Genomic DNA, 24,200 nt, shown 5'->3' on the forward strand with positions numbered 1-24,200 from the left:
CCGGAGGAGATTGAGAAATGCTTAATTTGGAATAAGTATGAGCGGATTCGAAATATTTAATGGAAGGAAAAGGGGGATTTTGTAGAGGAAGTAAGAAGGAGCGGGGGCAGATCGGGCGGATCGTTATAATCAACGGCTGAATGGCTCATTCCGGACAAAAATATGCTGACATGGCTTGTAATTTATAGCCAATGTTCAGTAATATAAACGAGTATCCATCCAATTTGTGACTTGAGGAGAACGTTCATGGCAATCACTTGCTCAAACTGCTTCGTTGGGGAGCGCGGTTACACGGTCTACTTCAGTCAAAATGAATCTTCCGCGTTTCTGGATGCCTATTTGCCGGAATATCCGCCAGATCATTGGTGCAAAATTAATCCGCGATTATTCTGGATGCACGAATCATTATTTAATGCGATGCTCGATTATATAGCGGTACATCTCCAAGCCAATGGCATTCTTGCTGTGGAGACTGCAAAACAGGATCCGTATAACGGTCTGGATAAACTCAAACCGATCCTGTCCTTTAAAGAAGCAAGGGACGCCCACTGGATCGACGATATTATACGTAACCGGTCTATCCGCACCTTTTACCAGCCGATCGTTTCCTATAATGGAAAGAACAGTTCCATCATAGGCTATGAACTTCTATCCCGTGGAACGTCACAAGCGGGAGAGATCATTCCTCCGGTGCAGTTGTTCCAGGCCGCCAAGGCAAGGGACCGCTTGTTTGCGCTGGATCGTGCCTGCAGATTGGAAGCGGTTAAAAATGCCGCGGGTTTAGGGGATGGACTGGTGTTTATCAATTTCCTGCCGACGTCCATCTATAATCCGCAGCATTGCCTCCAATCTACCGTTGATATGGTAAAACGATCGGGTATCCGTCCGGAGTCTATTGTGTTCGAAGTTGTGGAGAGCGAAGAGATAAAGAATAAACAGCACCTCCGCAGTATTCTGGAATACTACAAAGCACACGGATTCCGTTATGCGCTTGACGATGTAGGAACGGGCTTCAACAGTCTGCAGGTTCTGGCGGAACTGGAACCGGATGTCGTGAAGCTGGCTATCGAATTCAGCCGCGGAATCGCCAAAGATAAAGGCAAGCAGCGTGTCGCCAGAGCCGTGGTGCAGATGACCCAGGAGCTGAATTCACGCGCGCTTGCCGAAGGGATTGAAGACCGGGATGACCTGGAATGCTTAAGGGATCTCGGATATGAGTGGTTTCAGGGATACTATTTCGGCAAACCGGAGCCGGAGCCCCTGCGTGCCTGATACTGCGGTCTGCTCTGCACTTCTTAACGCCGCTTCTGCAGGGTACTGGAGGTGCAGCTCTAGTCTGTCAGGAATCAGCGAGGCTTTATTGATACGCCCGCCTGCTTGACTGCCGGGCTGACGGACTGCCCGAAGCAGAGTGAGAAGCTGGTTAGTCCATCTCATAAATGGTGCCGCTCTTGCTGGCGTAGAGCTCTGCGGCGACTTTCTCCGCGTAGGCATCCGTCATGCCGGAGATATAGTCGGCAACGAGGCGGGGCCATGGCCATACGCTGCGGTGGCGCTCATAATTCTCTATCCAGTCCGGCGGAATGATCAGGCTGCCCTGATCTTGAATCTTGAAGCTGTCCCACAAACGGCGGATGATAATCTCGCTGCGTTTCTGCAGGCGCTGAACCCGGAAATCTTGGATCAGTGTCACCCAAGCGAGCTTCTTGATGATTTCCATTGTCCTCAGCAGATCCAGATCCTGCCGTCCATCCTGTACGAAAGTGACCCGCTTCCAGCCCTTATCCTGATCGTCGATAACCCCGACTTTCCCTGCGAAAGTGCTGACCCAGCGGGCCTTCATCTCTCTGCGCGTCCGTGAAGGCTCACGGTCACACTGGGCGTAGATCACTTCCCACTGTTCCAGGTAAGAGGCAAGCACCCGCTTGACCATAGCCGGAATGTCCACCTGCTCCCAGCCAACCTCCAGATTCCCCTGATCGTTTACAATTTCCTGAACCAGATGTCCGACAAGCCGGTCGTCCTCGAAGAAGGAACGGTTCATTTGGATTTTACCTGCGCGGATTCCGTCTTCGATATCATGCGTAGAGTACGCGATATCATCACACAAATCCATGAGCTGGGCTTCCAGCGTAGAGCACCCCGCAGGCATGTTCCACATATGCCGGAGCTGCGCTATGCCCTGCCATTCCATCCCGTACACACCCTTGAGCCGGCCCGGCTCATCCAGACTGAACGGGTATTTGTTGATCGCCAGCAGAACAGCCGCCGTCAAGTCCAGACCGCTGTCGCTGCCTGCCCGCTTCTCCAGGAATGTGAGAATGCGGAAGTTCTGCGCATTCCCTTCGTAGGCGAAGCCGTGCTCCTCCGCCAGCAGGCGGTCCAGCACTTCCTCGCCCTTGTGTCCAAAGGGCGGATGGCCCAGGTCATGCGCCAAAGATGCGCACTCTACAACCGCGGGGTCTACGATCAGCCCGGGATGTTCGCCCGAAGAGCAGAACGCGTACTGTTTACGCATCCGCCGCGCGACTTCCCGGGCGATTTGCGATACTTCCAGCGAGTGGGTGAGACGAGTCCGGTAGTAATCGCCAGTTCCTGCGCCGAATACTTGTGATTTGCCCTGGAGCCTGCGGAACACAGGAGACTGGATGAGCCGGGCATAGTCCCGCTCATATTCATCCCTCTCTTCACTGAACGTGCCGAGTACAGGTTCGTCCAGCCGGTATTTTCGCAAATCCATATCATGACCCCCTCTTTATATGTAACGTAATCTGACATGATACGTTCCCCAAATTGTAGCACATTCTTTTTTGACACGAAAAGGGGATATTGCCCAGAACAGCAGCAAATAACCCCTAATTGTTCTTGGCTTCTTCTTACTTGTATAGAATATCGTCTTGGAGCGTCGCAACGGTACTTACGACCTGTTCGATATCCTCTTGACCGACCCCCAAATGTTTCAAGGACGCTTTCAAATGAGTTACAATTGCGTCAAAATGCTGCGGCTGCAGGTTCATTCCTTTGTGGGCTTCCGCCATAGATCTTCCGCTATAAACAGCTCCCCCCAGCGCATAGGAAATAAACGCGGTCTGATGGCGCCGTTGCTTGTCCATATCCGTGTGCAAGAAATATGAATTCACCGTTTCATCTGCCAATACCCTTTTATAGAAATCCTCCACGACCTGCGCAATCGCTTCCTTGCCTCCAAGCTTATGGTACAAAGAATCTTTCATAATAAATTCCCCCTTATTTCGGTTGTTTTATAGTATGGACTATTCTTAATCTTACTCCTCATGATCTGCGGTCTGCAAAAAAATGCAAATTTCCCATCATCCAGTCTTGAAACAGACACAAGCGGACTATTCCGGCAGTAATTGTGTGTTCCGGTCCGTAACTTTGCACATGTTCATCCTCACAAATTAACCCGCAACCCGACCCTAGAAACCGAACAAGTATTTTTTGAATAGAAAATCTGAATTTCTGCCTATCTTCGCACAAAAAGTTCGCACAAAAAGTTCGCACAAACGATTTCAAACACAAAAAGCTTCTCCTTCTTACGTGAAATCACGAAAGGGGAGAAGCCCTGAAGCCTGTAAATCCGCAGGCACTCGGAGGATTAACGAAGCGCGGCAAGTTCTTCTGTAAGATCGTCGAGAAAGCTCTCCACCGTCCGGGTGCTTGTAGCGGATTCATAGTATCCGATGGTCAGAGTGAGAACATCCCGGTATGTGCTGGCTCCGAGCGCAAAGTTAGGCGCGTATTGGACAGGCGAGAGCATATAGGCCCGGTAGGCTTCCGCCGATCCGAAGGAGACCGCAGAAGCGGAGAGTCTGCCGAAATTAGTGAGGCCGGGAATCGCTCTGCCCGAGGTTGCTCCCTGCAGGGCCTGCTCGCGGAGCCACTGCAGAGCTCCTTCGTACCCGGCCTGGGCTATCAACTCCATGGAGATCGCGGTCTGAATACCCGGCAGGTTCTGCTTCCACTGCGTGAGCTGGCTCGAAACACGCAGCAGTGTATCCGCGAATGGCTCTGATTCGCAATGTTCCAGCGTCAGGTAGCCCATTCCGGACAGATTGCTGACCGCAGCCATTGTCCCGGAGGGAACGAACCGGCGCAGATCAACGGTGACGCTTGCCGTCTGCGGGAGGCTGCGGTCATAGTCGGCCGTCCGCAGCAGTCCGCGGAACAGTGCTGCGGACAGCAGGTCGTTGACCGTGGCCCCGTGCCCCTTGGCATAGGCGCAGATGCGCTCCAGCCGCTCGCCCTCGAGTTGGCGTATGGCTACACGAGGGCGGACGGGCTCTCCGGGCTGCGAAGGAAACATCCAGGCGGCTTGTTTCATCTGCCCGGGATCGAAAGCCGCATGGATGTCCCGGATGCCGAGTGCGCTGAAGAGCGGCCCGTGATCACGGCATTTGCCGCGTGCTTCTACCAGCCGCTGTTCAGTGCCGGACTGTTCTGCGGCAAGGCCGGAATAAACTTCCGCGAGCAGGGCGATGTATGCTTTCAGGCCGGCACCGTCCGAACAGGCGTGGAAAATCTTCACGCACAGCGTATCTTCCTCGCCGCGGATGAGCCGGGCTTGGACGAGGGGGCTCTGCCGGCGGTCAAACGTTTCGGTGAAATAAGCACAGACGGCTGACCGGCTGCTTTCACCGGCTGCAAGCTCCAGAATTGTACAAAGCTGCAAATCTTCGTCATCATCACGGACCTGCCAATAGGGCTGGTGCGGATCTTCAACGAACCGGCAGCCGAGAACAGGCTCCAATTGAACAGTGATTTTCATCGCTTCTTCCAGAATATGCGGATCGATCCGTTGCCTAAAGTGAAGGATGTATCCGATCTGCTGCTCCGAAACGTGATAGCTCGCTATGTAATTAAATAGGTCGGACGGTGTTACGGGGTAACGTGAAGGTAAAGAACTCCTGTCACAATCATTAAGGGTAAGCGACACAAAGACATCTCCTTTTTATAAACAAAAATAAATTAAATCTACTATATATCAAACATTGTATTAAAAAGTTTGGTAATAAGTCAAATAAAATCAAACAAATTACTGATTTGTTTGTATGTGAGCAATCAGGGAAATAAATCGTTAGAATCTGTTCCTCTGGCAGTAATAGGAAACACAATACAAGTTCATGAGAAAGAGTTGACAAGAGGATCTGAATGAGAGTAATATTTCTAATCAGATTACTTTGTTTAGAGTAATTAAATTGTATTATAAAATTTGTATAGAGGTGGACCGTATATGAAAAGTTTTGTTACCCTGTTAAAAGATAAGAGCGTGATCGGCGGTATTGTTATGGCGCTGTTCTACCAAATTGTGTTCATTAGCGTGTTTATGTATGGATACAGCGCGGTACCCAAAAATATAGATCAATTGTCCGTTTCGATTGTTAATGAAGATACAAAGGCCGGCAAAGACATTGCAGAACAGCTGCAGAAGCAGCTTCCATTTCAAATAACTAGTGATTCCTCTCTTGCTGAGGCCAAAGAAGAGCTGAATAACCGCAAGACCCATATGATCGTCCACATCCCGTCTGATTTCACGGAGCAGCTGTCGAAGCAGGGAGAGCAGGTTAAGATGGATTTCCTGATTAACCAGTCCAATCCCGCGATGGTGACAAGCACCATGCAGCAGGTGGTTTCGCAAATTACGGGAAGCCTTAACCAACAGTTCGCTGTCCAAGGTGTGCAGGGAATTTTACAGGGAATGAACGTACCTGATGAACAGGCCAAACAGCTCTCGGAGCAGGTTCCGGCCAAGCTGGCTGCCAATGTAATCAACAGCAACGAAGTGCCCGCGGGCATGCATAACCAGATGGCTCCTTTCTTCTTATCGATGGTCAGTTATGTAGGTGCGATGATTTTCTCCATGCTGGTAGTCGGGGCGACTCTTGCGCGCAGGAAGGAACTCGGTACTTGGCAGGCGTTCTGGTCGGCACAGGGCATCAATGCCCTGGTGTCGCTGGTAGCTCCGGTAGTCGGATTAACGATTTATTTCCTGGTGCAGGGCGGCTTCGGCGGGGAAATATTTATGAAAGCTTGGATGCTTCAAGCGTTAGAAATGTTTGCCGCTATTGAGTTTATGTCGATTTTCTGCTTGCTGCTCGGCGACAAAGCGATTTTCGTCAACATCACGCTTTTGCTTATGCAAACGATCAGCAGCGGTGCCGTAATGACGCAGGATATGATGCCGGGGCTTTTCAAAGCACTGAGTTATGTATCCGTGATGTTCTACAGTGTCCAGACCAGCTTCAGCATTCTGTTCGGAGGGGGACAGGCGGGTGTCCATTTGCTGGGACTCGCACTCATGGCCGTTATTTCGCTGTTGGTTGGAACCGGTGTTTATACGTTGAAGAACTCCAAAGCTCTTCGCAAACCCGCAGTCGTTACGGATACTGCTTCCTGAGGCATTTTGATGTACACTAGGGTAGGGAGTCCGTGTTCTGACCGGCTCTCTCGATATGCTTCTACAGGAGGGACTTTAAGTGTCACTTCAAGTGTTTATTCTGGGAGTCCTATGCGCAGGCAACCATCATCCGTATGACATCAAAAAAATGTTTAAACGGAAAAATATCGACGAAATCCAGAAGATTAACGATGGAACCTTGTACTACAATTTTGATGTGCTGCTGAAAAAAGGGTACATTGAGAAAATCGAGGTTACGCGGGACGAGAACCGGCCGCAGAAAACCACGTATGGCATTACAGATGCAGGGCGCCAAGCGCTGGAGCAGGAAATTTATACGAAGTTTAAAAATTTTACCGATGTTGAATCCTTGTATTCGGCAGCCCTGTTCATTAAACATGCAGACCCGAACAAGCTGGCCTTTCTTATTGAAGAAGGCATTGAGAAGCTGCAGGGGAAAATTCAGCATCATCACGAGATCTGGCTAACCATCCGGGACGAATCGCCTCCGATCATTCATCTGATTCAGGACCACACGCTCAGCCGGATCAAGCTTGAGCTGGACTGGTTGGAGAAGCTGCTTGTACATGTGAAGAATGAGAGGCAGTAGGACGGGGCGGGCGGACCGCAGTTCGGGAATATAACCGTAAGGATAGCGCTGCAGCGCCGATTTGCGCGAGGCAGGACAGTTCTCCATCTGGTGAGAACAAGCAGACAAAAAGGCAGGCTGAATGTGAATTCAGACTGCCTTTTTGTTATGTCTGTACGCCCTCCGGGGGTCTGTCCGATGACTTAGGCTAAATCCGCTGCCAGTTTCTCGAGCGGTCCGCCTGGTAATGCGATGTTTTGCAGGTCGTAGACCGAGATAGGGAACATCGGGAAACCGACATAATAGGGAGTAATATCGTACAACCGAAAGTACAGCACGAGCGATTTGTCCGCCAGATAGTAAGACTGATCGGGCCAGATCGCATCGAATTTATCAAGCAGGGGGATTTGCCTTTGCCTGATCTGTTCAGCTACGTGCTTAGACAAGACCTCAACGTAGTCGCTTCCGGGCTTAAATAAGTCGGCGAGGCTGTACACCTTGCCGGTGGTCACATCCAGTGACAGGGAATCCGCCACGGTGTAACCGTGAGCCATCGGAGAGGAATAGGCGTAGTTGCTCGCTATGAAGCTGAGCAGTCCTCTCTGATTGTTTTTCAGCTCGTAGTGACCGATCATTTCCTTGAATGTACCGGTCTGGTATTTCTTTTGTTCCTGAGCCAGCGACGTCACTATCTCGGTGATCTTCTGGTTGATCTGGTTCTGTACGCGTACCGGCTTAAGTCCGGTTACGCGGGGATAGTAAATCGTAACGCCGGGAGAGGACACGGATTCGCTCTGTATGTGCACGGGAAGCTCGAAAAGAGCCATTAGTCTTCTTCCTTTCCGGTTGCCGTATTGCTACAGCCTATTGCAGCCGGATGGAATTTAGAAGACTAATCCATGAGCCTCGTAATCTTGCGGCTGAACACGAGAAGGAAACTACCGAGTACAATTGCCATGGTTCCGATGAGAGCAAACACTTCGAAATACCCGAGTGTTTTTGTGAAGGACGCCAGCTGTCCTCCCAGAATATTCGCTACTCCTGTGCTGGCGAGCCAGACACCCATAAGAAGCGAAGCAAGCTTGGCCGGTGCAATACGGCTGACCATGGATAGTCCCACCGGGGATAAGAACAATTCTCCAAGTGTGTGAAACAAGTAGGTGAAGACGATGAACAGCAGATTTGCCCGTCGCTGCACGGATTCGGGATCTTCACCCGTCTGAGAGACGGCAGTGAGGAGAACCATATAGCCGAGTCCGAGCATAATCATTCCGATCGCCATCTTGACAGGCACGCTCAGATCGCCGCGTTTGGAACGCGCCAGTCTGGTCCACAGCATAGACACTAGCGGAGCCAGCAGAATAATGAAGAACGGGTTGACGGACTGGAACCAGGAGGTCGGAATTTCCATTCCGAATACTTCACGGTCCACAAACCGGTTCGTATAAATCGTCAGCGAGCTGCCGGCTTGTTCGAAACCGGCCCAGAAAAAGACGACGAAACTGGCCAGAATCACGATTACGGCCGTACGCCGCTTCTCCAGAGGAGTGAGCGGGGTATCGGACGTCTGGCCGCTGCCGTCGGCCGAAGCCGCTTTTCCGACAGGATCTTTGCCGATATTCCCGAGGTAGCGGGGGCTGAACAAGGTGAAAATCACTTGTCCCAACACCATGCCCAGAGAGGCGGCAAGGAAACCGTAGCGATAGCCGTAGTGAATTGTTCCGTCTATCGTGGTCTTAAAGAGGTCTTCCGCCAGATATCCGGTAAGAAGCGGAGCAAAGAGCGCCCCCAGGTTAATCCCCATATAAAAAATTGTAAAAGCGGAATCCCGCCTTTTGTCATTCTCGCTGTACAACTCTCCCACCAGCGTCGAAATATTCGGCTTAAAGAAGCCGTTTCCGATAATAAGCAGAGCCAGACCCGTATACAATCCCCACTGGCTCTGCTCCGCAAAGAGCAAGAAGTTACCGATCGCCATAATTATACCGCCGATCGTAATGGCCACACGTCTCCCGAGGAAGCGGTCGGATAGATAGCCGCCTATAGTAGGGGTGAAATAACAAGCGCCCGTATAGATGCCGTAAACCATATAAGCGGTCTGCTCCTCGAATCCGAGCCCTCCGCTGACCAATGAAGCCGTTAAATAAAGTACCAGCAGGGCACGCATGCCATAGTAGCTGAAGCGTTCCCACATTTCGGTCAGAAAAAGCAAATACAAACCCGGAGGATGTTTTTTAGTTTGTTCTGCTGCCTTATGTGTAGTTTCCATCCTGCTGCCCCCCTTAGAATCTCTATTCTTGCAGACAACTTCTGACGTAGAAATGAGCAAAGTTGCCACTCGATAGTTTAACCCCTTTATGCACGTTTTTAATCAGTCAATTGCATGTTCGAATTCAATTATTATCCAAATAGTCTGTGCCCTATTTAGTCATTTCCCGGATGTGTGAAGTAAGTATTACGCAGCCCTTTATTCAATTCATCCAGTGAAGCAAACGCATAGGAATTGTGCTTCCAACCGTCCATTCCGTCTGCTTGATCTTCCTTGCACGAATTGTTCGATTTGGCGGGCAAGAGAAATGGACGAGGTTTTGTCCAGCATCCATTCTATATCGGTCATTGGCCGAACACCTAACCCCTTTAAGATTATAAGTCTATTGCACAAATTGGTTGGTCCTTCATCCAACTAATTGGATGAAGGACCAACATCGCCGGACCGTTAAGATAAGAAGATGAACTTATAACGGGAGGAAGCATCATGACCTTCGCTGCCGTACATGGCTTTATTATGGCCCTTGAGCTTATTGTGCCCCTTGGCGTACAGAATGTGTTTGTTTTTAATCAGGGAGCTTTGCATAAGAGATTCAGAGACGTTCTTCCGGTCGTTGCGACTGCATCACTATGCGATAGGCTGCTGATTGCTGCGGCCGTTATCTGGCTGAACAAAGTCTCCGCCATACTCATGTGGGATCGGATCTCCATATCATGTCAGGGATTTAATGTTCGGTTTTTAATGATTTTTTCTGTTTATTCTATAAAATTCAGATCAATAAATAAAAAAAACCGAATGTTTAAAGGAGCGTTCCTTGACAATGGGGCATGAATTAGATAATCTACCTAAGGGGATATTGCTGCCCCGCTCAACACTTTGCAACTGAGAATATACAACGTGTAACTAAACTTCATAAGACAACTATTCGTATATCTTCGGCAATAAGGGCCGGAGGTCTCTACAAGGAACCGATAATTCCTGGCTACGAATGGACGGATTTTCCGTACCATTCGCAGGCCGGGTTTTTTTGCGCGTAAATGGCCCGGAACTAGCAATCATTCGCACTCACTGGGGGATAAGATAATGAATAACCGATACGACGTGATTATTGTTGGAGCTGGACCCGCTGGTATTTTCGCTGCTTATGAATTCTCATTGAAGGCACCGCATCTGAAGGTGCTGCTTGTAGACAAGGGCCATGACATTAACCGCAGAAGCTGCCCGATTCTGGAGGAGAAAATAAAGCTTTGTCCGCCTGCGGCAGGCCGTAAAGAATTCTCGGGCTGCATCCCGGCCTGTTCGATCACAGCCGGGTTCGGTGGAGCGGGTGCTTACAGCGACGGCAAATTCAACATTACTACTGAATTCGGCGGCTGGCTGACCGATTATCTGGCACCATCGCGGGTGCTGGAGCTAATCAAGTACGTCGATGCCATTAACCTGCGCCATGGGGCTCAGCAGACATTGACAGATCCCCTCACAGATGTGGTGGCTGATATTGAAAGCCGGGCGTACGCAGCCGGACTTAAGCTGCTTAGGGCGCAGGTACGCCACTTGGGTACCGAGCAGAATCTGGAGATTATGCGCGACATCAACACGTATCTGAAGACGAAGATTGATATGCGATTTAAGACCGAAGTGGCCGATATTCTGACAACCAAGAGCACAGACGGTTACAAAGTGAGCGGGATCGTTCTGAACAACGGCGAAGAAATCGAAGCGGATTCGGTCGTTGTCGCTCCGGGACGTGACGGTTCGGCCTGGCTGACAACCATTCTGCGCAAGCGGAAGCTGAAAATGTACAACAATCAGGTCGACGTCGGCGTACGGGTCGAGACATCCGATGTAGTCATGCAGGAGATCAACAAGCACTTATACGAAGGTAAATTTATCTATAATACATCCGTCGGCACACGGGTGCGTACATTCTGCAGCAATCCTTCGGGCCATGTCGTGGTAGAGAATCACAGCGGCGTTATGGCTGCAAACGGCCATGCTTACAAAGATCCCGCACTCGGGTCGCAGAACACGAACTTCGCGCTGCTCGTCTCCCACCAGTTCACGGAGCCGTTCGACAAGCCGAACGAATATGCCCGGGAGATCTGCCAGCGCGCGAACGATTTGTCCAACGGTGGCATCATCGTTCAGAAGTACGGGGATATCGTACGCGGGCGCAGGTCTACGGAAGCCCGGATCAAAGAGGGATTCCTGGAGCCGACATTGAAAGAAGCCGTGCCCGGAGATCTGGGGCTTGTGCTGCCTTACAACACGATGAAGAGCTTGGTGGAGATGGTGGAGGCTCTGGAAAAAGTAACGCCCGGTATCGCTTCCGAACATACGTTGTTCTACGGCGTAGAGGCAAAGTTCTACTCGGCCCGCCCAAAACTGACGGAGCAGCTGGAAACAGAGATTGAAGGCTTATTCTGCGGCGGCGACGGTGCCGGCGTAACGCGCGGTCTGGCCCAAGCCGGCGCAGCCGGTGTCTGGATTGCCAGAGCCGTTACAGACCGTATCGGCAGCCGGTAATAAGCGGCGGTCATACGATCCGTATGTTACGCATCTTTACTTGAAGCAAAAGAGAGACCCTGACAAACCGGAGCCAATCCGGTTGTCAGGGTCTTTTTTGCTTTTTAATGAGACAAAAATGAAGAATGAAGCGTCTTATACATAACCGCATAATCAGGAGACGCTCATTTGGCCTCATTTAAAGACAGCTTCCAAGCCTTATCGGCTGATGGCACGGAATACGGAATTAGGTAAGCGGGACATGCAGCCACCAGACTCCGGCGCACTCCGGCAGCTGAGAGAGCTCTTCCCGCCGTACACGAGCCGCAAGTTCGTCCCCGAAGAAGAAAGAGGTTAGCTCTCCCGCCTGCTCCAAGCTGTCGAAGTGATAATCGAGCCGGAATGTGTCATGGCACAGCCCGAATTCTTCGCTCAGCATGGCGTAGTAAGGCCTTAGTGATTCGGGCGGATCAGGCACCTCAGTACCCGTGCCCATTGTCTCGAATACGATAGCGGTCCCCCCGGGGCGCAGTACTCGGGTGATCTCGCCTATGATCCGGCGCAAGTTGTCCTGCCAGCCTTGCACGCCCGAATGCGTGAGGTAGCACATACTCCAGCCGGCAACTACAAGATCGGCGGAGCGGGTATGCAGGGGGAGCTGCCGGAGATCGCAGACGGCGCACTTCCAGTTAGTAAGCCCTGCACCCTCCAGCTTGCGTGAGGTAATATCCAGCATAGCGGCAGAAGCATCCAGCGCCAGGACGGAACGGGCTCTGGGGGCAAGTATGGTTGTTAATCTGCCGGTACCCGCACCCAGATCTACGATATCCAGGCCGGCATAGGGCCGGATACGCGCAATGATGTCTGCAAGACTTTGCTGCTTGGAGACCATCAGGTCGTATTGTAAAGCACCATTCTTGTAAATTTCGGTATGATTTGGCATGTGACCCACCCTCGCTTGTATAGTAGTAGAGAAGATATCTTTACGATAGAGGTTTACGCAGCGTGAAGGTCAATAGTTATCGGCGTTTGTTTGCAGGATGGTTTGTAATAGGCCGTGCAGTATTTACTAACGTTTGCAGGAAACAATCAACACCAGTCCCGGCGTTAGTTCACGGCAGCGATAATCGAATCCATGGGAACCGAACCAGCCGAGATAACCGGGCAGCTCTGTTTCCGTTCCGCTGGTGACAGACGTCCGATCGACTAGACCGATCCGGCCCTGCGGTTTGAGAACCCTTTCCATTTCCGCCAGGGCAAGCAATTGCTGCTTATCGGACAAATGATGGAAAGAAAAACTCGACGCAGCAAAGTCGAACTGCCCGTCCGTATAAGGGACCGCGAGAAAGTTGCCGATTTTGGTAGTCATGTGAGGGTACTTGGCTCTGCAAATGCGGAGCATTTCCCTGGATTGATCGACCCCGGCGATGACAGCGCCCGTATTCTGCAGCAGGCCTGCCAGATTGCCCGTACCGGTGCCCAGATCAAGCCCGTGTTCTCCCGGTTTCGGATTTATTTCCTTAACCAGCTCTTGCAAAGATTGGCTGTAGTGGGGGTACTCGGTGTCCCCGCCGTACACACGCTCATCATGGGTGGAAGCAAGCTGGTCGAAGTTCCAGGCATCCCGCCAATTCAGCCGCAATTCTCTCTGAGATTTGGAGTTGGCCGCAAGCCGGTAGAAATCATCAAGAGGCATTGAACGGTTCTGCTTCAGCAGATGAATCATATGATCCGTCGTGTCCAGTGTGTGCCGCGTATCGAGCCACTGCCCGAACAGCACGGCCCGCTGAAGCTCCAGATAGTGAAGCAGCTCGTCATGATCGCCGCACTCGATCTTATCCAGAGCTCCTTGAATGTCGCTGAGCGTCATACCGGATTCCCGCAGGGCAACGATCGTCTGAAGCCGCCACAATTCCCGCTCCGTAAAAGTCCGGTAGCCGTTATGGCCGCACTTGTAAGGGGAAATCAGCCCCTTTTCTTCATAAAAACGGATCGTACGCGTAGAAATCCTCAGACGCTGGGCCGCATCCTTAATTTGCATGGACATGCTCCTTGTTTTTCTGTTTATCGTAAACCTTTCCGTTACGTAAAGGTAAAGTTTTTTTTGCGAAGAGAGTTGGAAGAGGATACGAAATTACTAGACTCATAGGAAAAGGATGCAGACGGAGCCGAGGATTTCGCAGTACAATAGGGGCGCGGAGATCATAGGGATTCATGACCACGCTGTAGGCGGATAAATAATTTTCTTATTTGATTTTTCTTGCAGCAAGACAAGGGGCTGTCAGGAAGAATCCGGTAGCGATCCGGAATATAACGGTAATATTGGTGTGATAGGCTGAACAGAAGAGCGAAGTAAAGCTCCGCACGATAAGATAGGGTGCCCAAATAAGAGCTTCTTTTCCTGAAAAGTGAAAGGGGATGCATCAGATGCGAATAGTAACCGCTGAAGAGATGTATGAGATTGACCGTAGAGCTGTTCATGAGATCGGAATACGTGAGGATACGCTGATGGAAAGCGCAGGACAAGCCGTGGCCCGTGTGCTTATGGACCGGTTTCCGGCTGAGGCGCGGATTGTCGTGCTGGCGGGAGCGGGAAATAACGGGGGAGACGGCATCGTCATCGCGCGCGTGCTGAAGAGCCACGGGCGCTGTGCCGAGCTGTGGCTTGTGCCGCCCAAAGACAAGCTGAAGGGGGCCGCCGCAGCCGCCCTGAACGTGTATGAGAAGTCTGGATATGACTTCCGCGATTACAATGAGGAGGAAGCTTTGCTGGACCGGGAGCTGGAGCGGGCATCACTCATCGTCGATGCTCTGCTGGGAATCGGCGTCAAGGGTGAGCTGCGCGAACCGTACCGCACGCTGATCTCCAGCCTCAATGGCCGGCGTGCAGCCGTGTACGCGGTTGATCTGCCGAGCGGCGTACCGGCGGACGGCGGCGCTGTGGAGAAGGCCGTGCGGGCGGATGCGACCGTCACGATCCAGTACCCTAAGCTCGGGGCGTTCACGCACCCGGCTGCTTCGTATTTCGGCGAGAGAATCATCGCCGATATTGGCATTCCGCCGGCTGCCGCCGCTGGCCTGCCAAGCCGCCGAAGCACGTGGAGCCTGGCGGATGTGCGGCGAACGCTGCCCCGCCGGACAGAGGCTTCGCACAAAGGCACGCATGGCCGCGCCCTGGTGGCAGGCGGCTCCCGGACGATGCCGGGCGCGGTGGTGCTCGCATCGAGGGCAGCTCTGCGCAGCGGAGCGGGCCTCGTCACGACGGCGCTGCCGGATGCGGTCCACGCCATTGCGGCCGGGCAGTACCCCGAAGCGATGTATATGCCGTCTCCATCGACGGAAGATGGCTTCTTCCGGGACAAGCTGCCGCTTGAAGACGCCGGGGACTTCAATGCCATTGCAGTCGGCCCCGGCCTCGGCAGGACAAGAGGTGCCCGGGCTGTCGTAGAGCAGGTGCTGCGCCAAGAGACTGTCGTCGTCCTGGACGCCGATGCGCTGTTCCACGCGGCGGATCTGCTGCCGCTTCTCCGGCAGAGGAACCGGCCGCTGGTACTGACTCCCCATCCGGGCGAGATGGCCCGGTTGACAGGCCGCACTATCGAGGAAGTGGAGCGCGACCGTTTCGGCGTCTCTGCGCGGCTGGCGGCGGACACCGGCGCATACATCGTGCTCAAGGGACCCTACACGATCGTGACGGGCCCGGACGGTACCCAGCATGTGAACACGTCAGGCAATGCCGCCCTCGCCAAGGGAGGGTCGGGTGATGTGCTTACCGGTATCATCACGGCTTTTGTGATGCAGCACGCGAGTCCCATGGAAGCGATCAGCAACGCCGTGTTCGTGCACGGCCGGAGTGCCGAATTGCTGACGGCCGGGGGTCATTCGCTGCTGGACGTGCTCGCATCCGATGTGATTGAGGGCATTCCGGCTGTTCTTCGTGAAATTCTGGCTGGGATTTAAAGAGCCCCTTTCCTCTTCTATTTAATCTGCTGTTAATCTTTCTCTCAATTTGAATTATTCCGGAAATTTACAGAAGTGGAGGGAAAAGCAGGATATTGCGGGGGAGGGGCGAATGAAACTAGAGATTAGTGATGTGAGGTTTGGAGGTTTTTTTATGCGTAAATGTTGTCTGATAATCGTTGTCTGTCTGATAGTTGGTATTTTTCCATTATCCGCATACGGAGCAGAAACACCTACTCTCAAAAAAGAAGGAGCCTCCCTAAACTATCAACGAAAAGCCGTAACCGATGGGGCCATACCCGGACAAGTGCTTGTTAAATACAAGGACAGCCGGAGAGCTGACTCTATGGGGATTCGGGGCCTGGCTGAGAAAAGCGCACCTGCCTCTCACGATTCTAAATACATACAGCGCGTAGGTCCGAAAGGGCTTGTAACGATGGAGTTTCCGCAAAGCGAACCTGTATCAGACGTTCTCCATGAGCTGAGTCAGGACCCAGATGTCGATTACGTTGAGCCCGTGTATCCCGTATATGCGGCAGGCATCACACCTGGAAACGGTGCTCCGAACAGGGCTTCAACGGATTCCGCAGCCGCGGATATTCCTGTCAAAGCCGCTACCTACCTGAGTGATCCGCTAATTGAACAGCAGTGGTGGTACCGGGCTATTCAGGCGGATTTGGCGGGTACGCCTGCAACTGACGAAGCCATGGCAGGTACCGTGATTGCCGTGATTGACACGGGCGTAGATACCTTTCATGAAGATTTGAAAGAAAGCCGCATCGAGGGGTACAACCTCATCGGCAATAACACCGATACCCGCGACGATAATGGGCACGGCACGAATGTAGCGGGTATAGCGGCCGCTCTCAAGAACAACAAGATCGGAATTGCCGGGGTTGCCAGCGGCGCTAAGATTATGCCGGTTAAGGTGCTGGACAGCGAAGGCTTCGGCAGAAGCGATATTATAACGGAGGGCATTTACTGGGCTGTGGATCACGGAGCGGACGTGCTTAATCTGAGCTTAACCTCTTCAAGCAGTTCGCGTGCCATGGAAGAAGCGATTCAATATGCCTTGCAGAAGGGCGTTGTCGTTGTGTCCGCCTCCGGTAATGACAGCAACCACTGGATCGGCAACGATACGGGCGAACTCGATCATATCAAAGGCAGTGACGATCCGCTGGCGCACAGTTTCGTTAAGGATGTTGCTTTTCCTGCCCGTCTGCCGGGTGTTCTGGCGGTTGGAGCGGTGGACTGGTACCCGCATACCGAATTCATAGCGGCCGATTTCTCGAACACGGGCAACGCCTTAAGCGTTGTCGCTCCAGGTGTAGACATTAATAGTACGGACAAGGGAAACTCGTATACGCATAAAAATGGAACCTCATTGGCGGCCCCCATGGTTTCCGGCTTAGCCGCCCTTATTCTGGCGGCCGATCCGGAACTGCGCAAGCTGCCAGCCGGGGAGAAAAGTGAGCGGATTTCGCGGATTATCGCTGAAACAGCGGCTGATCTCGGTGCTCCGGGATTTGATTCTACCTTCGGATCGGGACTTATCGATGTGAAAAAAGCTATGGAGACCCCGCGGCTGATCTTGGAGCCCCGTAATAACTCTATGGCGAATGCAGCAGGTGAACTGGTGGCAGATATCCGTCTGGTCAATAAGGACGGTACTCTGGCTTCAGGCGCGGCAGGTTCTGGTAAAATAGATGTGTTTGCCTATTCGTCCGGGAACGGACAGCCGCAATTTGTGCGGACGTTAACTTTCAGAGTGAGCGGCGGCAAAGCCAGTTTTACTTATAAACCTGAGAAATCCGGGAAATACTTGCTGGCTGCTTATAATGATGAGCAGACTCCGCTCTGGGTAAGCGGGGAATCTCTCTTCATCAAGCCTCCCGCAGCTCCGGCCGCAAGCATACAAGGAGGGACATACAGCGGTCCTCTGACCGTCTCCCTGTCTTCATCCGAGCCGGGGGCCAAGATTTATTACACGTTAAGCGGCGCGGCTCCTACGGAACAGTCGGCTTTGTACACAGGGCCGCTTGTTCTCTCACAAAGCCGGACGCTCAGTGTCATGACAGCTGTCGGCGGCGCAGTTAGCGAGGTCAGGACCTACCGGTATGAGATTACGGCCGGTACGGGCGGCAGCGGCAGCGGTTCATCTTCAAACGGAGGCGGCAGTACGCTGCAGCCCCTGCCTGCGGGTACGGAGCGATTCGTGAATGCCACTGCGGAACTGGTTCAGGAGAATGGTTATCCCATTCTTATACTGAAAGTCGCGGACAGCGAAATTCAACCGCTGCTGACGGATGCGGCGGTTAAAGAAATCGGCATACGGGCACTTCCGGCTAAGGATGGCGTTCAACTGGGCACTAAAGTACAGCTCCCTCCCGCTTTGTTCGCTGCCGGCCAGAAAAAGCCGGTTGTGATTATCACCGATGAAGCGTCTGTCCGTCTGGAACCGGGCTCTCTGAAGGTTAATTCGGATGAGACTGTGACGGTATCCCTGGTCCGGGCCCACGCTAACGAGAATCTGACAACGGCATATCCGGTCGGAGGCTCGCCGAAATCTCCTCTTCTGCAGATTGGAATTACGGCGGGTCAACGCCAGATAGCCGAGCTTCAGAAGCCGATGACCGTAACGATGGCTCATCAGCCTGCCGACGCCGGGTCAGATCCGGAGAAGATGGGAACCTTCCTGTATTCGGCGGACGAACAGCGATGGTCTTATACAGCCGGCTATGATGCAGACAATCGCACCACTTTTACGGTCAGTGAACTGACCTACGCAGCGGTCTTTGCCGTTAATCGCACATTCATCGATATGAGCGGCCACTGGGCCAGAAGAGCCGTTGAGGTGCTCGCTGCCAAGCAGATCGTCGACGGGATGGACGAGAGCCGTTTCGTCCCTCAGTCGGGAGTGACGAGGGCTCAGTTCGCGGCCATGCTGGCACGGATGCTCCAGCTCCCGGAAGCGCCGGTACAGGGTAACCAGACTTTCCGGGACGTTGCGCAGCGGGACTGGTTCGCGGATGCCGTCGCGCGGGCCTATAAGGCCGGACTCGTCTCCGGCGTGGCCGATGACCGGTTTGCGCCGAACGACCCGATTACCCGGGAGCAGATGGCTGCGATGCTGGTGCGGGCCTACGCCTACCGCAGCGGAATGGAACCGGGCGCAATCGGCGTACCGCCGCACGCGGTCTTTGCCGATGAGCAGTCCGCCGGCGGCTGGGCCGTGCCGTTTCTGCGGCAAGCTCATATGCTGGGACTGATTGACGGCTACGAGAACGGCATGTTCCGTCCGCTTGGCGGCGCTACGCGTGCCGAATCGGCAAGTGTCATTTACAGGCTCGACAGCCGTGCAGATTAGATGCGGAATCTATGTGGTTAAAGCTCTTCTCCCGAAACGGAGGGAGCTTTTTTTCTTTTTGCCAATAAGGAATCAAGATACATCCTGAAGTTAACGCAAGAGCTGTGCTTGCAGATAAAGGGAGGGAAGGCTGAGCATGGAGGAAGCGGATACAAGGGATTCTTTTGAATAAGGGAAGAAGAATTACGCGGATTAAGAGCCCTAAGTGTGCGCACAAGCCGTAAAAAGCTCTGCTAAAAAGGAGGACGTGAAACCTCTTTGCAGGTTGAACTCTCCCTTTGTTATGGGTATGATGGAATACAAATACCAAAATGGAGTACGACAACGATTCCCGGCCAATACAGAAAGGTTGATCCGTATGGAGAACAAGACGAATATCAACACGAATTTTATTAAAAGCATCGTGACCGATGATCTCAAGGAAGGCCGTGTTAACAGCGTTGTGACCCGGTTTCCTCCGGAGCCTAACGGTTACTTGCATATCGGTCATGCCAAATCGATTTGCCTGAATTTCGAGCTGGCGGACGAGTTCGGCGGTAAGACGAACCTGCGATTTGACGATACCAACCCGCTTAAGGAAGACGCGGAGTTCGTAAAGTCCATTAAGGAGGACGTCGAGTGGCTCGGTTTCGAGTGGGACGGCCTGTTTTTTGCATCGGATTATTTTGATTTTATGTATGAGAAAGCCCAGCTTCTGATTCGTAAAGGGAAAGCTTACGTATGCCAGCTGAATGCGGATGAAATTCGCGAGAGCCGCGGTACGCTGACTCAGCTCGGCAAAGAAAGTCCTTATCGCAACCGCCCGGCGGAAGAAAGCCTTGATCTGTTCGACCGGATGCGCAAAGGGGAGTTCAAGGACGGCGAAATGGTGCTGCGCGCCAAAATCGACATGGGCTCGCCGAACATTAACCTGCGTGATCCGATCCTCTACCGTATTTCGCATACGCACCATCATAATACCGGGGATGCCTGGTGCATTTACCCGATGTATGCGTTCGCTCACCCGCTCGAAGATGCCCATGAAGGGGTGACGCACTCGATTTGTACGCTTGAATTCGAAGATCAGCGTCCTTTGTACGACTGGGTGATCCAAGAGTGTGAGACGGAACATGTACCTCATCAATATGAGTTTGCCAAGCTCAAACTGACTGACACTATCATGGGCAAAAGGTACCTCAAGCAGATGGTGGATGAAGGTGTAGTGGACGGTTGGGACGATCCGAGAATGCCAACGGTTTCGGGGCTGCGCCGCCGCGGATTCACGCCGGATTCTATCCGCAATTTCTGCCGCGAAATCGGTGTGACCAAGAGCGACAGCACCGTGGATGTGAAATACTTGGAGCATTTTATCCGGGAAGACCTGAAATTGAAAGCCCCCCGTACCATGGGTGTGCTGAAGCCGCTCAAAGTTGTTATTACGAATTACCCGGAAGGTCAAGTTGAAATGCTGGATGCGGAGATTAACTCCGAGAATCCAGATATGGGCATTCGTCAAATTCCGTTCTCCCGTGAGATTTATATTGAGCAGGACGATTTCATGGAAAATCCGCCGAGCAAATATTTCCGGTTATTTCCCGGCAATGAAGTACGCCTCAAGCATGCGTATTTCATCAAATGCGAGGAAGTGATCAAGGATGAGGCGGGCAACGTGATTGAAATTCGCTGCACCTATGATCCCGAGACGAAGAGCGGAAGCGGATTTACAGGCCGTAAAGTAAAAGGCACGATTCACTGGGTTGAAGCGACGAAGGCGCTTCCGGCCGAATTCCGTCTTTACGAGCCGCTTGTTCTCCCCAAACAGGAAGATGCGGGAGAGGAGCAGTCGTTCCTTGACCGGATCAACCCGAACTCGCTTGAAGTGGTGCAAGGTTTTGTGGAACCGAATATGAAGGATGTTGCTCCGAATGACAAGTTTCAATTTTTCCGTCACGGGTACTTCAACGTCGATCCTAAGTCTACAACGGAAGATAAGCCGGTCTTCAATCAGACGGTTTCCCTTAAAAGCTCTTTCGTTATTTAAGGAACTGTGCAATTCCGATATGCTGCTATAGACAAAAGCCTTGTGACTCCGCTCCCGAGAGACGGACACAAGGCTTTTTCTGCATGATGGGAATCGATTTGAATCGTCGGCGCGGCCGATTATAGGAAGGTCATCGCGATTAATCCGGTGACAATACCGATTAAAGCGACCATGCCTGCCACAAACCACAGCACCCGTGCGGGGAAGGCTTTGCGGACCATGAAGAGTGAAGGCAGACTGACAGCGGGGAGTGTCATCATCAGAGCGGCTGCGGGTCCGCTGCCGAGTCCGAGGGACATCATCGTTTTGGCGATGGGAATCTCGGACGCCGTCGGAATGACGAACAGGGTACCTGCGAGTGCAAGACCGATCAGCACGAGAATGCTGCTGCCGATTGCGGGATCGATGGCCGGGAACAGCCACGCGCGTACAGCGCCGAGCAGAAAGACGGCAATGAAATACACGGGAATGACTGTCCAGAACATCGACCACAATGTCTTCATCCAGCGGACGGCAACGGAGCCGCTATATGGTTTTGGCCCCGGGGTTTGCGGGAGTTCGGCCGTTATTTTGTCGTCGTCTTTGACCAGACGCCCCGCCCAGTGCGAAACGCCGAAGACAAGCACAATCCCCGCAAGAATACGCAGGGCCGCGAATTTCCATCCGAGCACGAAGCCCATGAAAATAATCGTAGCGGGATTCAGCACCGGATTGCCGATCCAGAATGCCAGCGCAGCGCCGACGGAGCCGGACTGCCTGCGCATTCCTACCGCAACCGGAGCCGCGCAGCAGGAGCACATCATGCCGGGCATGGAGCTGATGCCGCCGGCCACCGTGCTTCCGAAGGTACGTTGGCCGAAGAAACGCTTCATCCAGTCACGCGGGAGCAGCACCTGGATCAGCGAGCCGAGGAGGATACCGAGAATGGCCGCCTTCCATACGGCTTTGAAGTAAACAACCGAGTAGTCCCAAGCTGCGGCCAGCGAAGGCTCAGGGGTCTTGGCAAGAATCGAGCCGCCGATGTCGTGATTCGTCGCGGCCAGAATGGCTTTGTGGAAGTAGGGCTCCCACTTCACATAGAATAAGCCGCCTATTAAGACAGCCAGGAACAATAACGGCTTCCAGTAGGCAAAGCGCGGTTTGCCTTCAGGAGAAGCCGGTAGAGGATTTGTATTCACGTAACGTCCACACCTTTCTAGAAAAAACCTGATAGCAACTATAGCATAATTCCGGAGGGAAAAGAACGAATCAGCCAAGGGTAGAATGGGTTTAATAAATGGGAATTCACCCGGTAATCAGCAAGCCCCCAAGGATTTGGAATCCATTGGGGGCTTGCTTTAGTTGGGGCCGCTTTATTCAATTTCAATAAGTCGTGAAGCCGAACATATCCTGCAGACGGTAAAGACCCCGCTTGATCCACACCGTTTTGTCTTCGTAAGCTTCATATTCAAGCGAGTACTCCGCATCCCGGTTGTTCCATATCCGGTCCCAGTACTGATCGAGATCCTGGACGATTTTACTGCCAGCCGGAGCCGTGATTTCCACGTTGGTCTCGAGATTCAGATCGTCCAGATTCCGCGGTGTAAAATTCGCGGAACCGCCGTTGATGACGGCTGATCCGGTTTGGCTGCGGATGTACATCATTTTGGTGTGGAACTGCTCTTCCTTCGTGTTGTACCACTTCACTTCGATTTTACCCTTCGATTTGCGGAGCAGCTCAGCGGCAACCGGACGGTTCGGAATGCCGATCTTGCTGCGGCCGAACGCATTCTCATTGGGATCGAGCAGCAGCTGCACATGGGCTCCGCGCTCGGAGGCGCGAAGCAGACGATCCATCACTTGGCGGTCCGCCAAATAGAACATGCCCATGCGGATTTCATCCCCCGGCTGCGCTTCTTCGATTGATTTCAGCAGGCGGGAGTATATTTTACCTTCGGTCAATAACCGCGCGGTAACCGGATTGCCTGATTCCGCCTCGGCCCGGCTGCTGGAAGCCCCGCCGCCAGATTTATCGCCGCCGCTTACTTTATCCAGAACAGGAAGTTTAGGTCCCCCTGACATATCGGATGCGGCCTGCTCGGTTGCCAGTACCTCGGCAATAAACCCGCTGCTGCCCTTAATTTCGAAGCCGATGTTCGAATTGTTGAAGCTGGCATCATGCGGATTGGCCGAGAGCAGGAGGACTGTCTGGTCCGTTGCGACAACTTTCCGGTGGTTCGCCTTGACGTTGAACAATTTCAAATACGAACGGAGTGTTACCTTAGGTGCATTATCGGCCATCGGATTCGGCAGCCAGCCTTCTCCCGACTGGCCGAACCACTGCAGGCCGATCCGCCAGAAAGCGGAATAAAGAGGCACGGAGTCCCGGAGCGGTACCGTATCCGTGTAGACTACACTAATGCCGGCTTCCTTAAGCCGGTCGATTTCCGGAGCCTGGTGCGAACCGTACGTCGTGTTTACTTCGTCCGTAACGACGGCGATTTGCAGGTCCGGGTTCTTTTGCTTCGCTTCCAGGAGCTGATTCGCCAACTTGTCGCTTAAAGGAGGGAAGGACTGATCCTCGTGGTAGTACCCGTTGAAGAGAAACATGTCGATCACAACAAACTTCTTCGCTTCGGCAATGGCCCGGCCCACTCTATCGAAGATCATCTGTTCCTGTTGATACCCGCCGTCTTTTTGAAAAGATAAATCATACAGAAAGTCCACGTTGTCCACCTGGTGCGCCTCTCCTTCGAATGAAAGTCCGGGCGGCAGAGGTTTATTGGTATGAATCGTTGCTACGATACCGCCCCAAATGCATAAAATCAGGACGACGATACCGATCCACAGCCATTTTGAGGCCAGCCAGCTCGTGCTCTTATCCTGAGAAGGGACAGGCGGATTGCCGGATTGAGGCTCCGTTATTTTAGTAGGCTGCATATGTCTTTACTCCCCGGTCACAGATTGGATAGCGGAATCTGCCCATTGAAGCGATTGAGCCTGCGAGCAACCACCTGGCACGGATTGATGCAAACCCGCGATTCGCTGGTTGAACACTGGCGGTTTCGGTTCAGGGCAGACTAAGCGCTATATATT

At 52.7% G+C, this 24,200-nt stretch carries 17 protein-coding genes and 1 riboswitch; of the genes, 8 read left to right on the forward strand and 9 right to left on the reverse strand.

Going from position 1 to position 24,200, the window contains the following annotated elements; all coding sequences use genetic code 11:
• Positions 1 to 246 precede the first annotated feature (246 nt).
• Entirely contained in the window at positions 247 to 1,272 is a 1,026-nt protein-coding gene (locus AR333_RS17595) for an EAL domain-containing protein (protein ID WP_068776673.1), read from the forward strand.
• Positions 1,273 to 1,423: 151 nt separating this feature from the next.
• On the opposite strand, the gene AR333_RS17600 is transcribed toward AR333_RS17595, so the two are convergent.
• From AR333_RS17600 to AR333_RS17610, 3 genes are all read right to left on the reverse strand, one after another.
• Entirely contained in the window at positions 1,424 to 2,740 is a 1,317-nt protein-coding gene (locus tag AR333_RS17600) for a deoxyguanosinetriphosphate triphosphohydrolase family protein (RefSeq protein ID WP_068776674.1), read from the reverse strand.
• Between the two features lie 136 nt (positions 2,741 to 2,876).
• Positions 2,877 to 3,233, reverse strand: coding sequence for a group 1 truncated hemoglobin (locus tag AR333_RS17605; protein WP_068776675.1), 357 nt, complete (start codon positions 3,231 to 3,233; stop codon positions 2,877 to 2,879).
• 383 nt (positions 3,234 to 3,616) lie between these two features.
• Positions 3,617 to 4,954, reverse strand: a complete 1,338-nt coding sequence (locus tag AR333_RS17610; protein WP_068776676.1) for a condensation domain-containing protein — start codon at positions 4,952 to 4,954, stop codon at positions 3,617 to 3,619.
• Between the two features lie 297 nt (positions 4,955 to 5,251).
• On the opposite strand from AR333_RS17610, the gene AR333_RS17615 reads away from it, so the two are divergent.
• Together AR333_RS17615 and AR333_RS17620 are read left to right on the forward strand one after the other, a co-directional pair.
• The gene (locus AR333_RS17615) at positions 5,252 to 6,415 is read left to right on the forward strand and encodes a YhgE/Pip domain-containing protein (protein ID WP_068776677.1); all 1,164 of its coding nucleotides are present in this window, start codon (positions 5,252 to 5,254) and stop codon (positions 6,413 to 6,415) included.
• A 79-nt stretch (positions 6,416 to 6,494) separates the two neighbouring features.
• Entirely contained in the window at positions 6,495 to 7,025 is a 531-nt protein-coding gene (locus tag AR333_RS17620; protein ID WP_068776678.1) for a PadR family transcriptional regulator, read from the forward strand.
• A 182-nt stretch (positions 7,026 to 7,207) separates the two neighbouring features.
• Here AR333_RS17620 and AR333_RS17625 read toward each other — a convergent pair whose 3' ends face one another.
• On the reverse strand, positions 7,208 to 7,831 hold the full coding sequence (locus tag AR333_RS17625) for a DUF3298 and DUF4163 domain-containing protein (RefSeq protein WP_068776679.1): 624 nt from the start codon (positions 7,829 to 7,831) through the stop codon (positions 7,208 to 7,210).
• A 65-nt stretch (positions 7,832 to 7,896) separates the two neighbouring features.
• Complete coding sequence (locus tag AR333_RS17630; RefSeq protein ID WP_068776680.1) at positions 7,897 to 9,273, reverse strand: peptide MFS transporter; 1,377 nt, start codon at positions 9,271 to 9,273, stop codon at positions 7,897 to 7,899.
• Positions 9,274 to 9,759: 486 nt separating this feature from the next.
• On the opposite strand from AR333_RS17630, the gene AR333_RS25785 reads away from it, so the two are divergent.
• Both AR333_RS25785 and AR333_RS17640 read left to right on the forward strand, forming a co-directional pair.
• Positions 9,760 to 10,104: a hypothetical protein gene (locus AR333_RS25785; protein WP_068776681.1), complete on the forward strand. Its 345-nt coding sequence runs from the start codon at positions 9,760 to 9,762 to the stop codon at positions 10,102 to 10,104.
• Between the two features lie 74 nt (positions 10,105 to 10,178).
• Positions 10,179 to 10,278, forward strand: a riboswitch (purine riboswitch).
• Between the two features lie 78 nt (positions 10,279 to 10,356).
• Complete coding sequence (locus tag AR333_RS17640) at positions 10,357 to 11,799, forward strand: NAD(P)/FAD-dependent oxidoreductase (RefSeq protein ID WP_068776682.1); 1,443 nt, start codon at positions 10,357 to 10,359, stop codon at positions 11,797 to 11,799.
• 226 nt (positions 11,800 to 12,025) lie between these two features.
• Here AR333_RS17640 and AR333_RS17645 read toward each other — a convergent pair whose 3' ends face one another.
• Both AR333_RS17645 and AR333_RS17650 read right to left on the reverse strand, forming a co-directional pair.
• Positions 12,026 to 12,721 (reverse strand): class I SAM-dependent methyltransferase, encoded by a 696-nt coding sequence (locus AR333_RS17645; RefSeq protein WP_068776683.1) that lies wholly within the window; start codon positions 12,719 to 12,721, stop codon positions 12,026 to 12,028.
• Positions 12,722 to 12,847: 126 nt separating this feature from the next.
• Positions 12,848 to 13,819, reverse strand: a complete 972-nt coding sequence (locus tag AR333_RS17650; protein WP_068776684.1) for a methyltransferase domain-containing protein — start codon at positions 13,817 to 13,819, stop codon at positions 12,848 to 12,850.
• A 386-nt stretch (positions 13,820 to 14,205) separates the two neighbouring features.
• Between AR333_RS17650 and AR333_RS17655 the strand changes: the two genes are divergently transcribed.
• The 3 genes from AR333_RS17655 (at position 14,206) to AR333_RS17665 (ending at position 21,125) form a co-directional block, all read left to right on the forward strand.
• Complete coding sequence (locus tag AR333_RS17655) at positions 14,206 to 15,738, forward strand: bifunctional ADP-dependent NAD(P)H-hydrate dehydratase/NAD(P)H-hydrate epimerase (RefSeq protein WP_068776685.1); 1,533 nt, start codon at positions 14,206 to 14,208, stop codon at positions 15,736 to 15,738.
• 154 nt (positions 15,739 to 15,892) lie between these two features.
• Positions 15,893 to 19,105: a S8 family serine peptidase gene (locus AR333_RS17660; protein ID WP_068776686.1), complete on the forward strand. Its 3,213-nt coding sequence runs from the start codon at positions 15,893 to 15,895 to the stop codon at positions 19,103 to 19,105.
• Between the two features lie 358 nt (positions 19,106 to 19,463).
• Positions 19,464 to 21,125, forward strand: a complete 1,662-nt coding sequence (locus AR333_RS17665) for a glutamine--tRNA ligase/YqeY domain fusion protein (protein WP_068776687.1) — start codon at positions 19,464 to 19,466, stop codon at positions 21,123 to 21,125.
• A gap of 119 nt (positions 21,126 to 21,244) precedes the next feature.
• Here AR333_RS17665 and AR333_RS17670 read toward each other — a convergent pair whose 3' ends face one another.
• Positions 21,245 to 22,303, reverse strand: coding sequence for a permease (locus AR333_RS17670; RefSeq protein ID WP_068776688.1), 1,059 nt, complete (start codon positions 22,301 to 22,303; stop codon positions 21,245 to 21,247).
• A 184-nt stretch (positions 22,304 to 22,487) separates the two neighbouring features.
• Complete coding sequence (locus AR333_RS17675) at positions 22,488 to 24,044, reverse strand: phospholipase D family protein (RefSeq protein ID WP_068776689.1); 1,557 nt, start codon at positions 24,042 to 24,044, stop codon at positions 22,488 to 22,490.
• Positions 24,045 to 24,200: the final 156 nt, after the last annotated feature.

It is taken from the genome of Paenibacillus sp. FJAT-26967 (genome assembly GCF_001541095.1).
Classification (GTDB): domain Bacteria; phylum Bacillota; class Bacilli; order Paenibacillales; family NBRC-103111; genus Paenibacillus_F.